Source organism: Actinosynnema sp. (assembly GCF_052038725.1).
Genome location: NZ_JBQGCX010001374.1, coordinates 1 through 14,857 on the forward strand (window position 1 = coordinate 1; position 14,857 = coordinate 14,857).

Here is a 14,857-nt window from a genome sequence, read left to right on the forward strand (position 1 = left end):
CGACCGGGTCGTCGCGACCGCCACCGGGCAGCCGCAGGACCTGAGGCTGCGGGCGTTCGCGGACAACCAGCGGATCGCGGGCGGCCCGACCGCCGCGCCGTACGCGTCGACCGCGACCAAGCGCCCGGCGAGCCAGGGCGCGGCGGACGCGGTCGCGGCGTGGCAGAAGGCGGGCGGCGCGGTCGCGCTGCCGCCGACCGCCACGGTCGAGAGCCTGCGGGGCGCGCGGGACCTGCGCGAGGCGGCGCTGACGGCGCTGCGGGGCGCGGGCGCCAAGGACGGCATCACCGGCAAGGGCACCGGCACGCTGAACACGCTGTACTCCGCGCTGGCCTCGGAGACCCTGCAGCCGCACCTGCCCGGCATGACCGGCGGGGCGCTGGAGGTCCCGGCGCTGCACGAGGCGGCGCTGCTGCTGAGCCAGCACGCGGACGTGAAGGTCTACGCGCGGGTCGCCAACCCGAGCCTGAGCAGCGTCAGCGACGGCGTCGGCATGGGCGGCTCCAGGGGGCAGGCGTACGCGAGCACCGGGGACGCGAAGGTCGCGATGGCGGCCGACGTGTCGGTCGGGGCGGCGGCGGGCACCGTGCTGATCAAGCAGGGCGCCGATCCGGCCAACACGATGAACCCGTCGTTCAGCGGCGTCGAGGTGAAGCGGTCCGCCGAGGACTCGCAGGCGCTGTCCGGCGGCCCGACCGACACCCGGTCCGCCGACCGCAAGCCGCAGGGCACGTCCGGCCTGGTGGACTTCGACGTGGAGTACCGCGTCGTGGCCACCGTGGACGGGCGCACGTCCGTGGTGGACCTGTCGGTGCCGGGGTCGGCGTCGCTGCGGGTGCCCGCGGCCGAGGCCGAGATCCTGCTGGGCCAGCGGTTCGGCGACGGGCTGGACAACGCGCAGGCCGAGGTCAAGAAGGCCGACGAGGCGTGGCGCGAGGCCGAGAAGGCGGTCGAGAAGGCCAGGCACGACGCGCAGGACAAGATCAACGAGGCGGCGCCGGTGCTGGCGGCGGCCCGCGCCGACCAGGAGGCCGCGCGGATCAGGCAGGTCGGGGCCGGGACGCGGCTCCGGGACGAGGGCGCGGTGCTCTCGCGTGCCGAGCAGGCCGAGGCGGATGTCCGGGCGGTGCGGGACGCCGAGGCCGAGCGGGTGGCCGGGCTGCGGGAGCGGGCGGAGTCCGAGCGGGCGCTGGCCGTCGAGGCGGCGGACGCGCGGGCGCGCGCCGAGGCCGAGCTGGTCGAGGCGAACCGGTCCCTGGCGGACCTCGGCCACGCGGCCGACCTGTCCCGGCCGACGGGCGAGGTGGTCGCGCGGCTGCGCGGCACCCTGGACGTCGTCGCGCCGACCCTCGGTCGGACCGGGGCGGCGCTGGAGGCCGCGCGGGCGCGCGGCGCGGACGTGTCGGCCCTGGAGGCCGCGCACGCGCTGGCGGGGCGCCGGGTGCGGGTGGTGGAGGCGGCCCTGGACCGCGCCGAGGCCGCGCAGCGGGCGGTGCGGGAGGCCCGCGCCGCCGAGGACCGGGCGGAGGACGCCGAGATCGCGCTGGCCGAGGGTCGCGGGGTGCTGGAAGCCCGGGCCGACGCCCTGGCCGAGGCCGAGCGGGCGACCGCCGAGCGCCGGGAGGCGGTCACGCGCGCCGAGGGGCAGCGGGACGCCGAGGGCGCGGCGGTGGTGGCCGAGCTGGCGAAGCAGGTCGCGCAGCAGGCCCTGATCCGCGAGGTCGAGGCCGAGCTGCACGAGAAGCGGGCCGAGGCCGCGCTGAAGCGCGACGAGTGGTGGGCGGCGAAGGTCGCGGTGGAGCAGCAGGTGGACGCGTACAACGCCGGCCGCACCGCCCCCGGGGCCCCGGCCCTGCCGCCGACCGCGCCCACCCAGCCGGGCGGCGGCACGCCGCCGGGCGACGGGGCCACGGGCGACGGGGCCTCGGCGGTCGTGACGCCGGAGTCGAACGGGACGGCGGTCACCAACGGCACTGCGGCTGCCACCGGGGCAGCGGTCACCAATGGGACGCCTGCCACCAACGGGACGGCGCCCGCCAACGGGGTGCCCGCTTCCAACGGGACGCCGGTCTCCAACGGCGCGCCGGTCTCCAACGGGGTGCCCGCTTCCAACGGGACGCCAGTCTCCAATGGCGCGCCGGTGTCCAACGGGGCGGCGGTCTCCAACGGGACGCTGGCGCCCGCCCCGCTGGTGTCCAACGGCGAGATCCCGAGCACCGCGCTGACGGCCGACGTCACGCCGGTGAGCGGTCCGCTCACCCCGGTGGCCACCGAGCCCCAGTCCCAGTCCCAGTCCCCGGCGGAGCGCTCCCCGAGCGCCGAGCGCGCGGTGGCGGGAACGGGTCGCCCCGCGACGGGCTTCACCCCGATGGCGACCATCCAGGAGGAGTTCGACACCGAGTTCGCCGAGTTCGAGACCACCCTCACCGGCGCCTCGCCGGTGGAGACCGGTGGAACGGCTGCCACCGACCAGGTGAGCGCCGGTCTTCGCGAGGGCGACGGCCTCGACGCCGCGAACCAGCTGCCCGAGCGGTCGTTCGCGGTCGAGCCCGACGGCGGCTTCGACCCGGCGCGGGTGACCGCGCTGGCGGCCGACCTGCGGAAGACCAACGCCGTGCGCGAGCGGCAGGGGTACGAGTCAGTCGTGGTCACCGTGTCCGGGGCGCAGGCGGGTGAGGTCGCGGGCGCGCTGGCGCTGCACGGGATTCGGGCCACCGGCGTCGAGGGCGGTCGCGCGGACGGCACCGACGTGCACGTCGACTGGGAGCTGAGCAACCCGGCGCCCACCCCGGACCCGGTTGTCGCGGACACGACCACCCCGGACGTGGCTGCCACGGACACGGCTGTCGCGGACGCGGTTGCCACGGACGCGACCACTCCGAACGTGGCTGCCACGGACGCGGTTGTCGCGGACACGACCACCTCGGACGCGGTTGTCGCGGACGCGGTTGTCGCGGACGCGGCCGTCGTCGAACCGGCGGCCGTCGAACCGGCGATCACCGAACCGGCGGCCGTCGAGCCCGCCGACGCCGAACCGGCCGTCGAGGGCGCGACCGTCGCGAGCTCGGTCGTCGAGGACGCGGACGTCGAGACCTCCGCCGACGACCAGGCGACCGGCGCCCCCGCCACCGAGACGCCCACCGAGTCCCCCTCGGCGGCCGACCCGGTCGCCGAGACGCCCGCGGTCGCGCCGGTCGCTGTCCCGCGCGGGCCGGTGGAGCCGTTCACCGCGCCGCGCAGCCCCCGGTTGTCCCCGTCCGCGTTCGGCTCGCTGAGCCTGCTCCCGCCGTCCTGGGCGGACCAGCAGGCCTTCTCCGACCCGATGGACCTCGACACCGCGCCCGCCAGCCCGGCCAAGGACCAGGCCGACCCCGACGTGATGGACCTCGACCCCGTCCCGACCGCCGCCGAGCGGAAGGCCGAGCGCAACCGGGCGGCCATCGCGCTCGCCGCCCAGCTCAACGCCGAGCGGGTCGCCGAGCTGGCCGCCCTGGAGCAGCGGCACACCACCGAGGCGGCCACGGCGGTCGCCGAGCTGGACGCCCGCCTCGCGCAGCAGCGGGGCACGGCGCTGGCCGAGCTGGGCGCGCGGCACGCCGCCGAGATCGGGCAGACCGAGCAGGCGGTGCTCGCCGGCCAGCAGCAGGAGCTGGCCAACGCGGTCGCCGCGTTCACCGCCCGCCAGTCCGCCGACTACCAGCGGGCGAGCCAGGAGCTGGGCAACCGGCAGCAGGCCCACCGCCAGCAGGTCGTCGCCGAGCTGGGGCGCCACCAGCAGGAGGACGCGCAGCGGGCCCGGATGTGGATCCAGCAGCAGGTCACGCAGGCCCCGCCGGGGATGTTCGACCCGAACCGGGCGTGGAACGACGTGATGCAGCGCCACAACGCGGAGCGGCAGCAGCTCGAACAGCGGTTGACCGCCGAGCAGAACGCCGAGCGCCAGGAGGCGGAGCGCCAGGTGCTGATGCGCCAGGCGGGCGAGCGGCAGCGGTTCGAGCAGGACACGCAGCAGGCTCAGGAGGCGCACCGGCAGCGCCTCGGCCAGGAGCTGATGGCCAGGCACGCCGCCGAGCGCGCCCAGGCCGAGCAGGACGCCGACAACGCGTCGGCGGACGAGCGCAAGCTCCTGCAGGACACCCTGGCGGCCGAGCACAAGGCGGCCGAGACGGCGCTGAAGGCCGACCTGGACGCGCGGCACGAGCCGAGGCACCAGGCCGAGCTGGCCAAGTGGCTGCCCAAGGGCGTCGTGCACCTCGGCGCGTTCCCCGACATGGTGTCGGCGCGCGCCTGGACCGAGCAGCACGTGCCCGGCCTCGCGGTGGTGAACCGGGACCCGTTCGACGCGAAGATCCCCGGCCACAACTACAACTGCACGCGCTGCGTGGTGGCCGTGCACCGCACCATGCACGGCGTGCCGACGTCGGCCCCGCCGATGTCCGGGCCCACGACGGACCCGTACGTCCAGCGGGAGGCGGGCGCCGAGCTGGTGGACGTGGAGAGCTTCCACGACCTGCTCGACTACCTGCAGGGCGGCGTCGGCAGGCACATCACGGTCGCGGTCACCCGGTACGACGGGACGGCGCACGTGACGAACGCCTGGAACGCCGCGGGCACGCTCGTGACCTACGACGGGCAGAGCCACCTCCCCGGACGGTTCGACCGGGACGCGAAGCTGATCCAGTACATCCCGCTGCCCGACCTCCCGGTCACCGGCGGCCAGAGCACGACGGGGCAGGCGTGACACAGGCACGGAGCACGGCCGAGCGGTGGCTCGACCACGTGTACGGCGGCGCGGTGGAGCCCTCGGGCGACGCCGTGCTGGTGACGCCCGCCCACACCGTGTTCGGCTGCCGCTACACCGGGTCGGACGAGCCGATGCTGGCCGCCGCGCTGGCGGTGCCCGGCGACGGCGGGCAGCCGTTCCCGCTGCCGAACGACGACCCGTTCTCGGTGCTGGACCTGGTCGACGGGCAGCCTGCGGCGCGCGCGATGACCGACCCGGCGGACTGGGTGTGGCGGCTGAACGCGCGCGGCTCGGTGGTGGCGGTGGACGCGCTGGTGGACCGCAGGCCCGCGTCGGTGGTGCCGTGGCGGCCGGAGCACGAGCTGCCCGGCTGGTGGGACCGGTTGCGGGCCTGGCACTTCCCGCACGCCGAGGTGTCGGCGGTCCCGGACTGGGAGGCGGCGGTCGCGGCGCTGCGCGACGGCGGCGAGGACACCAGGGGCGTGGTGTGGGTGCGCCGGGAGCTGGCGGGCGCCGAGGTGACCGGGCACCTGCTGTACGCGCACCACGGGCCGGACGGCGTGGTGGTGCTGGACGGGATGCGCGGCGGCCCCGCGGACCTGGAGGTGGTGGCGGTCAAGGAGCTGGTGCTGGCCCGCTTCCACCGGCCGCGCCCGCCGGTGGAGCTGCTGGGGTTCGAGGCGGCGGTGCGGCGCGCCGAGGAGCACCTGGCGCAGGCGTACGGGGCGGGCGAGGTCGTGCTGGTGGACCCGTCGCCGGAGGACGAGCTGAGCCGGGGCTGGCTGTTCGCCTGCACGACGGCCGCCTACCGGGACTCCGACGACCTGCGGTACCAGATGCTGGACGCCGCGCTGGTGGTCCCGAAGGAGTCGGACCGGGCGCCGTTCGCGCTGCCGAACGCCGACCCGTGGCCGTGGTTGGAGCGCTGGGACGCCGGTGACGCGGCGGGCCTGGACGCGCCGCCCGCGCCGTCGCACGCGGCGTGGATCGGGCACACGGCGGCGGAGCTGGGCCAGGTGACCGGGGTGAGCACGCACCTGGGCTGGGCCGGGGTGTTCGGCGAGTTCGCGGGCATGGAGGTCGGGCGGACCGCGCTGGTGTGGGTGCGCCGCAGGGACCGCAGGGGCCGGGAGACGGTGGGGCACCTGCTGAACGGGCGGCGCGCGGAGGGCGGGGTGCAGCTCGCGGACGGGACGCGGCCGGAGCCGCCGGTGCTGACGGACGAGGGGCTGCTGGGCCTCCACGTGATCCACTACCGCTAGTCGCGGGGGTTCCCCCGGCTCGTGGGAAAAATTGTCTCGTTCGAGCGACTAGCATGGGTGCAGATCCAGTACTACCTCCGTACCTCCGGTGCCGCCTGGAAAAGCTCGGGCGCCCGCGGGGACGGCGCTAGGCGACCCGGCAGGCGTGGTGGGGACCGAGACCAACAGCACATCCACTTCCCGGTTCATCGAAGGCAAAATGCCCCCGGTGACCGACGCCCACGGCTCGCGCCGCCGCACGGCGGACGCGGGCGCGACAACGCAGGGGGGACGGGCCGCGCCCTCCCGCCAGCCGTGGGCGCCCGCGACCGCGGGCGTTGACGCTGAGTCACCGACTCGGCAACTGGCGTCATCCGGACAGGGTGAACGCGCCGCGGCGGGCCGTCAGGCTGCCGGAAGCCGGACCCCTACGTCCGGCCAGCACCAGGCGACGACGCACCTGCCGAAGTCGGGTCAGGTCGCCTCCGGCGCGACCGGGCAGCCCACCGGGGACGGCTCGATCGCCGCGCGGGCCACGCCCCGGCGCGCCACCGCCCCCCAGCCCACCGCCACCACGACACCCGCCGCAGGCCACGCCTCAGCAGGCCCCGTCTCAGCAGGTCACGCCACCGCAGGCCACACTTCAGCGGGGCGCGCTTCAGCGGGGCGCGCCTCGGCAGCGCCCACCCCCTCGGCATCCACCCCCTCGGCCCCCGCCTCCTCGGGGCTCACCTCCTCGGGCCACTTCTCCGCAGGCCAAGCCTCCACAGGCCAAGCCTCCTCGGGCCACCTCTCCGCGGGCCCCGCCTCCTCCGCGCCCACGGCCGCCTTCGCCGCGCAGCCCGCCGCCCCCGCCGCCCAGGCCACCGCGCCGGGCGCCGCCTGGTTCGCCCCGGAGTCCCCGGTCCAGCCCGACTCCATCGCCGAGGTCCGCGCCGCCACCCCCGCCACCGCCTGGGTGCGCGGCGACGGCGACGGCCCGCAGGAGGTGCCGGTCACCACCCCGGACGGCGCCACCGGCTACCCGTGGCGCGGCCCGATCGCCTGCGACATCAGGGACTTCACCGCCGACGGCTCCCCGGTGCGCGACTTCACCGTGCGCCTGCACCTGGACACCCTCGCCCCCGACCTGGAGGCCCGCGCCTGCCTGGGCGTCGAGGAGCTGTTCAACCGGGGCAACCGGCTGCCCGGCGGCGAGCAGTTCCACGTCACCGTCGAGTTCACCGACAGCCCCGCGTCCGCGCACGCCAGCATCGTGGTCACCGACCGGGGCCGCCCCGGCCAGCTGACCTGGCCGTCCGGCACCGGCAGCCGCAGGCTCGCCCACGAGGTCGGCCACTTCCTCGGCCTGCCGGACACGGCGGGCACCGCGCCCAGCGCGGTCGGCGAGCTGCGCCCGGCGGACCTGTGGCTGGTCGACCACCTGACCCGCGCGATGGCGACCGCGACCGAGCCGGTCAAGGGCGGGTGGGGCGCAGGCGACGAGCCGCAGGAGCAGCGGCTCACCCCGCAGCGGCTGCGCGACGAGTTCGGCGTTCCCCCGGTGGACCAGCTGCGGTTGCAGGCGCTGGCGAAGAACACCTCGCTGAGCTTCGACGTGCCGACCGCGAACCCGGACGCGCTGGCCTGGCTGTTCCAGGGCGCCGTGGTGCGCCCGGAGGGCCTCGGCGGGCGCACCGTCACGGACCTGGACCTGCACCTGGGCGCGCGCCCGGAGACCATCGGCCTGCTCGCGCACTTCTCCCCCGCCCCGCCCGGCGAGCTGTCCGGGTTGGACCCGGCGACCGTGGAGCGGGTGCGGCAGCGGCACAGCACGCGCGTCGAGGAGCACGCGGCGCAGGAGGCCGAGTTCGCCGACCAGATCGCGTCCGGCTGGGTGCGGCTGCGCGAGGGCGGTGTCGTCGAGGTCGCCACGACCGAGGGCTTCCGGCCCGCCGTCGACCTGAACGACGCGTTCCACCTGCACCTGGCGGGCAGCGCCGACACGCTCGTGGTGGACGACCGGGAGCTGGCCGCGCTGGTCCCCGGCAGGCACCAGCGCGGCGCGTACCGGGTGGACGACCGGGGCACGGCGACGCCCGTGCTGCCCGCGACCATGGCGCAGAACCCGATGCTGCGGTTCCGGCCGAACGCGCACCCGACGCTGGTGCCGCCCGGCGAGGAGCTGGCGGTGACGGCGGAGCGGCTGCGCGCCGAGGGCGGCGAGCTGAGCCTGGCGGTGCTGGAGCTGCCGCTGGCACCGCACCGGCTGGCGACGCTGCTGCACGAGGCGCACGGCATGGCGGTCCGGTTCGGCGGCCCCGGCTCGGCGCCCGCCGTGCCGGACGTGGCGCACCTGGCGCTGGTGCTTCACGACCAGGGCGGCACGGCCGCCGAGGCGGCGGCGCGGGCGCTGGCGACGACGGCCGAGGACCGCGACGCGCAGCCGGTGAGCACGGGCCTGATCGGCGCGGTCGGCGGACCGGGGCGGCCCGCGAACAGCGAGGACGGCAACCTGGCCGAGGTGCGCCCGGTCGCGGTGTCGTTCCCGAGGGGCTCGGCGGTGCCGGAGCTGGGCGCGGAGGCCGCGATGGAGCCGATCGCGCTGCGCCTGGCGCACTCGGCGGTGTGGCGGCACGCGAACGGGCTGGCGCCCGCGCGGATCACCGTCACCGGCTACGGCAACACCGTGCCGGGCGTGTTCGGCAACGCGGTGGAGACCGGCCAGGCCCGCGCGGACGCGGTGACGAACCTGCTGCGGCTGCTGGTGTCCCGGCAGCTGCGCAGGCTGGTCGGCACCGGGTCGGCGGCGCCGCTGCCGGAGATCAGCGCGGTGTCCGGCGGCGACGACCTGTCCGGGGCCGCGCACGACGAGGGCGAGCCGGAGCCGGAGCGCCGCCGCCGCGCGGTGATCGCGGTGGCCCCCGCGCCGGTGGCCCCGAAGGAGTCGACCGAGTCGGTCGACGTCCGGCACGCGATCAGCGCGACCGAGCGGCGGCTGGTGGTGGCGAGGGCGCTGCTGGCGACCGGCCGCCGGGAGCTGGCGCTGCTGGACACGACGCTGCGCGCGCGGGTGGAGACGCTGCTGGTGGCGGGCGCCGGTCGGCACAGCGCCGACCTGAGCGGGCCCGGCGCGGAGCGGGTCGTGCTGGCCGAGCGGGTCGCGGGCCTCGAGCACGGGCTGGAGCGGGAGAACGCGCTGCTGGGCGTGTGGCGCAGGCTGCTGGAGCAGATCCGCTCCGGCGGGCTGGTGGCGCCGCGCGGGCCGTCGGCGGCGCACCGGGTGCTGGAGTGGGCGCAGCGGGTGGGGGCGGTGCGGGACGCGCTGGCCGACCCGGACGCGCGCGGGCACCGGGACCAGACCGTGGCGCAGCACCTGGGGCGGGTCGCGGACGTGCTCGACGGCAGGCCCCGCCTGTCGCCGGGCGGCAGGCTGATCCCGGCGGCGTCCGGGGTGGACCGGTTGACGCCGCCGCAGCGCGACGCGGTGGCGCTGGCCGCCGCGGTGGACGGCGCGGCGGCGGACATGGCCGCGGCGTGGCGGGACGTGCCGCTCAAGCCGGTGCTGGCCAGGCAGGTGCTGCGGGCGGGCGTGCCGAGGCTACTGGAGGGCGACGGGTCGCCAGCGGGCAAGGAGGTCGTGCGGCTGGCGGTGGCGCTGGTGTCGGACGACCCGCTGCGTGCGCACCTGGCCGGGGCGCTGGACGCGACCACGGCGGCCACCAGGGTGGTCGCGGTGGCCGAGCAGGCGGGCATCGCGCCGGTGGAGGCGTTCGACCTGCTGCGGCTGCGCTGCGAGGCGGAGCTGCTGGCCGAGGCGTGGGGCGAGGTGTACGCGGGCGTGCTGCGCCCGGAGGCCGGGGAGCGCGGCGGGTTCGCGCTGGCCGCCGACGTGGACCCCGGTCCGCGCCCGGAGCGGCTGCGCAGGCTGGTGCACGTGGTGCGGGACGCGCTGGGCGCGGGCGGCGAGAACGGGCTGCTGGCGCTGTCCCCGGCGGCGGCCGAGGTGCTGCGGGAGCTGCGGGAGGCGCTGCCGAGGACCTCGTCGGCGCAGTCGCGCGAGTCCGGCGCGCCGGGGCGGACGTCGACCGACCCGGACGTGGTGCCGTTCCCCGGCTCGCCTGCGGCGGGCGCGCTGACGCCCCGGCAGCACCTGCTGCTGCGGTCGGTGCGGCTGCGCAGCGGGACGGGCGCGGAGGCGCTGCGGCAGGAGGTGCTGGCGCGGCTGTCGCCGCTGTGCGGCAACCAGTTCCCCGAGGCGGTGCTGGAGCGGGTGGAGGACTGGTTCGCGACCGCGCCGATCACCGTGACGCTGCGGGCCCGCGAGGTGCTGGCGGCGGACGCGGGCGGGGCGCTGCGGCTGCGCGGGGCCCGGTTGCCGGTGCCCGCCGAGGCGGGGCTGCGCCGGGTGGACCGCAGGAGCCTGGAGGGGTTGCGGGAGAGCGGGTTCGACCTGTCCGGGCCGCAGGCGACGGCCGAGCGGGCGCGGCGGCGGGCGGCGCACCTGGAGCAGCTGCTGGCAGGCGACCACGCGTTCGCGTTCTGGACCGCGCCGGGCGGGCAGGTCGGGCCGGTGGGGCGCTACGAGTGGGACGCGCAGTGCGTCGACCGGCGGGAGCTGGGGCCGCTGGTGGGCGAGGCGACCGGGCTGGTGCACCCCGACCACGCGCACGCGCTGCGGCTGCGGGCGGACCCCGTGCGGGGCGAGGCGCACCTGCTGCTGAAGCCGGAGGCGCGGCGGCGGGCGTACTTCAGCCACACGGGGCGGGGCGCGCCGACGTCGAGCCCGGTGGAGCTGCTGCACGCGCTGCTGTCCGAGGGCGGGGTGGGCGAGCGGCACGCGCGCGCGGTGCTGGCGGCGGCCACCGGCCAGCGGCCGGAGCGGCAGGGCGCGCACGACGCGGTGTGGCGGGCGACGGCCCCGGTGATCGCGGCGCACGTGTGCGGCGGGATCGACCTGTCGCGGGACGTGGAGCGGTTGGCGCTGCCCTCCAGCGGTCTGGACAAGTCGACGACCACGAAGCTGCGGTCGGTGGCGGGCGCGCACGGCGTCCCCGTGGTGGAATACGACCCGGAGGGCCGGTAGGCCCTCCGGCGCTGCGCGACGATCCGTTCACCCTGGAGGTGAGCGTCACCCTCCGGTGGGGTAAGGGAGAACACGGAAAGCCACCACGCCGTGTCTCGTCAGTCACAGACAGGTCCGACTATTGGGACGCTTGCCTCTTGCGCGACTAGCATCCCGTGCGTCAAGGTCCCGCCCACCTCGGCTCACGGGACCAATCCACCACTGACGCTGGAGGCCGTGAATGGCCGGCACCACCGCAACCGGGCGGGCGGGCAGCTCCCGTGGAGGCGGAACGCTCTACCGAGGCGACTTGGGCATGTGGTCCTGGGTCGCCCACCGCATCACCGGCGTTCTGACCTTCTTCTTCTTGTTCGTGCACGTTCTGGACACCGCGCTCGTGCGGGTGTCCCCGAACGACTACGACGCGGTCATCGAGACCTACAAGACCCCGCTGGTGAACCTCTTCGAGGTCGGCCTGGTCGGCGCGGTCCTCTACCTCGCCCTCACCGGCGTCCGGGTCATGCTGGTCGACTTCTGGGCCAAGGGCCCGAAGCACCAGCGCGCGATGCTGTGGACCATCCTCGGCATCTGGGTCGCGGTCATGATCCCCGGCACGTACTTCATGATGGTCCGCACGGTCACCGAGATGTTCGGGGGTCACTGATCATGAGCGAACTGGCTCTCGACCGCCCCCGCACCCCGCGCAGGCCCGCGGCGCGGCGCAACAACTTCGAGCTCTACAGCTGGCTGTTCATGCGCCTGTCCGGCGTGGCGCTGCTCGTGCTGGTGCTCGGCCACCTGTTCATCATGAACATCCTCGACGGCGGCGTGCACCGGATCAACTTCGGTTTCGTCGCGGGCCGCTGGGCCTCGCCGTTCTGGCAGATCTGGGACCTGGCCATGCTGTGGCTCGCCCAGATCCACGGCGGCAACGGGCTGCGGACGGTCATCAACGACTACGCCCGCAAGGACGCCACCCGCTTCTGGCTGAAGATGCTGCTCTACGTGTCGATGGTCCTGATCATCGTGACGGGGACGTACGTGGTGTTCACGTTCGATCCCGGCATCGCCACCACCAACTGACCCGGCGCGGGAGCACACCGACATGCAGTTCCACAAGTACGACGTCGTGATCATCGGGGCTGGTGGCGCGGGTATGCGCGCCGCCATCGAGTCGGGCCAGCGCGCCCGCACCGCGGTGCTCACCAAGCTCTACCCCACCCGGTCCCACACGGGCGCCGCGCAGGGCGGCATGTGCGCCGCGCTGGCGAACGTGGAGGAGGACAACTGGGAGTGGCACACCTTCGACACGATCAAGGGCGGCGACTACCTGGTCGACCAGGACGCCGCCGAGATCATGGCGAAGGAGGCCATCGACGCGGTCCTCGACCTGGAGAAGATGGGCCTGCCGTTCAACCGGACGCCCGAGGGCAAGATCGACCAGCGCCGGTTCGGCGGGCACACCCGCAACCACGGTGAGGCCGCCGTGCGCCGCGCCTGCTACGCCGCGGACCGCACCGGTCACATGATCCTGCAGACGCTGTACCAGAACTGCGTCAAGCACGGCATCGAGTTCTACAACGAGTTCTACGTCCTCGACATCTGCCTGACCGAGACCGAGGACGGCCCGGTCTGCACCGGCGCCGTGGCGTACGAGCTCGCGACCGGCGAGATCCACGTGTTCCAGGCCAAGTCGGTCGTGTTCGCGACCGGCGGGTTCGGCAAGGTCTTCAAGACCACCTCGAACGCGCACACCCTGACCGGCGACGGCATGGGCATCGTGTTCCGCAAGGGCCTGCCGCTGGAGGACATGGAGTTCTACCAGTTCCACCCGACCGGCCTCGGGGGCCTGGGCATCCTGCTCACCGAGGGCGCGCGCGGCGAGGGCGCGATCCTGCGCAACGCCTCCGGCGAGCGGTTCATGGAGCGCTACGCCCCCACCATCAAGGACCTGGCGCCGCGCGACATCGTCGCCCGGTCGATGGCCCTGGAGGTGCTGGAGGGCCGGGGCGCGGGTCCGAACAAGGACTACGTGCTGCTGGACTGCACGCACCTGGGCGCCGAGGTCCTGGAGACCAAGCTGCCCGACATCACCGAGTTCGCCCGCACCTACCTGGCGGTCGACCCGGTGACCGAGCCGGTGCCGGTGTACCCGACCGCGCACTACGCGATGGGCGGCATCCCCACGAACGTGCTGGGCGAGGTGCTGCGGGACAACGACAACGTGATCCCCGGCCTCTACGCCGCGGGCGAGTGCGCGTGCGTGTCGGTGCACGGGGCGAACCGCCTGGGCACCAACTCGCTGCTGGACATCAACGTGTTCGGCCGCCGCGCGGGCATCGCCGCCGCCGAGTACGCCCTGGCGCACGAGCACGTCGACCTGCCGGAGAACCCGGCGGCGGGCGTCGAGGCGCAGGTGGCGCTGGCCCTGTCCGAGCACGGCCACGAGCGCGTCGCGGACATCCGCACCGAGCTCCAGGCCACCATGGACGCGAACGCGTCGGTGTACCGCACCGAGGACACGCTCAAGACGGCGCTGAACGACGTGCAGGCGCTGAAGGAGCGGTACCAGCGGATCACCGTGCAGGACAAGGGCAAGCGGTTCAACACGGACCTGCTGGAAGCCGTCGAGCTGGGCTTCCTGCTGGAGCTGGCCGAGGTTCTGGTCGTGGGCGCGCTCGCGCGCAAGGAGTCCAGGGGCGGGCACGCCCGCGAGGACTACCCGACCCGCGACGACACGAACTTCATGCGCCACAGCATGTACTACAAGCAGGGTGAGGGCATGTCCGCCGAGATCAGGCTGGACTACAAGCCCGTCACGTTCACCCGGTACCAGCCGATGGAGCGCAAGTACTGATGACCGCTACCGCTGAGGTTTCCACGGGTTCGCGCGGCTCCCAGCCCCCGGTGCCGGACGGCGCGATCACCGTCACGCTGAAGGTCCGCCGGTTCAACCCGGAGTTCGACGACGAGCCGCGCTGGGACTCCTTCGAGATCCCCGCGCTGCCGTCCGACCGGGTGCTGAACCTGCTGCACTACGTCAAGTGGTACATCGACGGGACGCTCACGTTCCGCCGGTCGTGCGCGCACGGCATCTGCGGCTCGGACGCGATGCGGATCAACGGCGTGAACCGCCTGGCGTGCAAGGTCCTGCTGAAGGACCTCATGCCGTCGGGCGGCAAGCCGACCACGATCACCATCGAGCCCATCAAGGGCCTGCCGGTCCACAAGGACCTGCTGGTCGACATGGAGCCGTTCTTCGAGGCGTTCAAGGCGGTCAAGCCGTACCTGGTGACGTACGGGAACGAGCCGACCCGCGAGCGCATCCAGTCCATCGCGGACCGGGAGCGGTTCGACGACACGACCAAGTGCATCCTGTGCGCCTGCTGCACCACGTCGTGCCCGGTGTACTGGACCGAGGGCACGTACTTCGGCCCGGCGGCGATCGTGAACGCCCACCGCTTCATCTTCGACTCGCGCGACGAGGGCGCGGAGGAGCGGCTGGACATCCTGAACGACGTGGACGGCGTGTGGCGCTGCCGCACGACCTTCAACTGCACCGACGCCTGCCCGCGCGGCATCCAGGTGACGAAGGCGATCCAGGAGGTGAAGCGCGCGCTGCTGTTCAAGCGCGTGTGACGCCGAGGCGCGCGAGCGCCGCAGGAGCTTCCAGGGGGCGGCCCCGGTCCGATGCGGCCCGGGGCGGCCCCCTCGGGGTGTCCGGGGCGCTGAGGACGGCTGAGGGGGTGGTGCGGCGCCGCTGACCACGGCCGCCCCGCTCCCCGAGCACGGCGAAGGCCCCGGAGCCTGTGCTCCGGGGCCTTAGCC

8 protein-coding genes are annotated in these 14,857 nt (G+C 75.1%); 7 read left to right on the plus strand and 1 reads right to left on the minus strand.

The window, feature by feature from the left end; genetic code table 11:
- Together ACTUAL_RS29000 and ACTUAL_RS29005 are read left to right on the plus strand one after the other, a co-directional pair.
- A partial coding sequence (locus ACTUAL_RS29000) for a toxin glutamine deamidase domain-containing protein (protein ID WP_440902466.1) occupies positions 1–4,741 on the plus strand: 4,741 nt, incomplete at its 5' end.
- Positions 4,738–6,006 carry a YrhB domain-containing protein gene (locus ACTUAL_RS29005; protein ID WP_096497018.1) on the plus strand — a complete coding sequence of 423 codons (1,269 nt, stop codon included), beginning with the start codon at positions 4,738–4,740 and terminating at the stop codon, positions 6,004–6,006. The genes ACTUAL_RS29000 and ACTUAL_RS29005, both read left to right, overlap by 4 nt.
- A 600-nt stretch (positions 6,007–6,606) precedes the next feature.
- Here ACTUAL_RS29005 and ACTUAL_RS29010 read toward each other — a convergent pair.
- Entirely contained in the window at positions 6,607–6,927 is a 321-nt protein-coding gene (locus ACTUAL_RS29010; RefSeq protein WP_440902467.1) for a hypothetical protein, read from the minus strand.
- A 16-nt stretch (positions 6,928–6,943) separates the two neighbouring features.
- Here ACTUAL_RS29010 and ACTUAL_RS29015 point away from each other — a divergent pair, with 16 nt between their 5' ends.
- From ACTUAL_RS29015 to ACTUAL_RS29035, 5 genes are all read left to right on the plus strand, one after another.
- Positions 6,944–11,050, plus strand: coding sequence for a hypothetical protein (locus ACTUAL_RS29015; RefSeq protein ID WP_440902468.1), 4,107 nt, complete (start codon positions 6,944–6,946; stop codon positions 11,048–11,050).
- Between the two features lie 220 nt (positions 11,051–11,270).
- The gene (sdhC, locus tag ACTUAL_RS29020) at positions 11,271–11,693 is read left to right on the plus strand and encodes a succinate dehydrogenase, cytochrome b556 subunit (protein WP_440902469.1); all 423 of its coding nucleotides are present in this window, start codon (positions 11,271–11,273) and stop codon (positions 11,691–11,693) included.
- Between the two features lie 2 nt (positions 11,694–11,695).
- A complete protein-coding gene (locus ACTUAL_RS29025; protein ID WP_015805147.1) occupies positions 11,696–12,112 on the plus strand; it encodes a succinate dehydrogenase hydrophobic membrane anchor subunit in 417 nt (138 codons plus the stop codon).
- A 22-nt stretch (positions 12,113–12,134) separates the two neighbouring features.
- Entirely contained in the window at positions 12,135–13,886 is a 1,752-nt protein-coding gene (gene sdhA, locus ACTUAL_RS29030) for a succinate dehydrogenase flavoprotein subunit (RefSeq protein ID WP_440902470.1), read from the plus strand.
- Positions 13,886–14,668, plus strand: a complete 783-nt coding sequence (locus tag ACTUAL_RS29035; RefSeq protein WP_096497022.1) for a succinate dehydrogenase iron-sulfur subunit — start codon at positions 13,886–13,888, stop codon at positions 14,666–14,668. Before sdhA ends, ACTUAL_RS29035 begins: the two co-directional genes overlap by 1 nt.
- Positions 14,669–14,857: the final 189 nt, after the last annotated feature.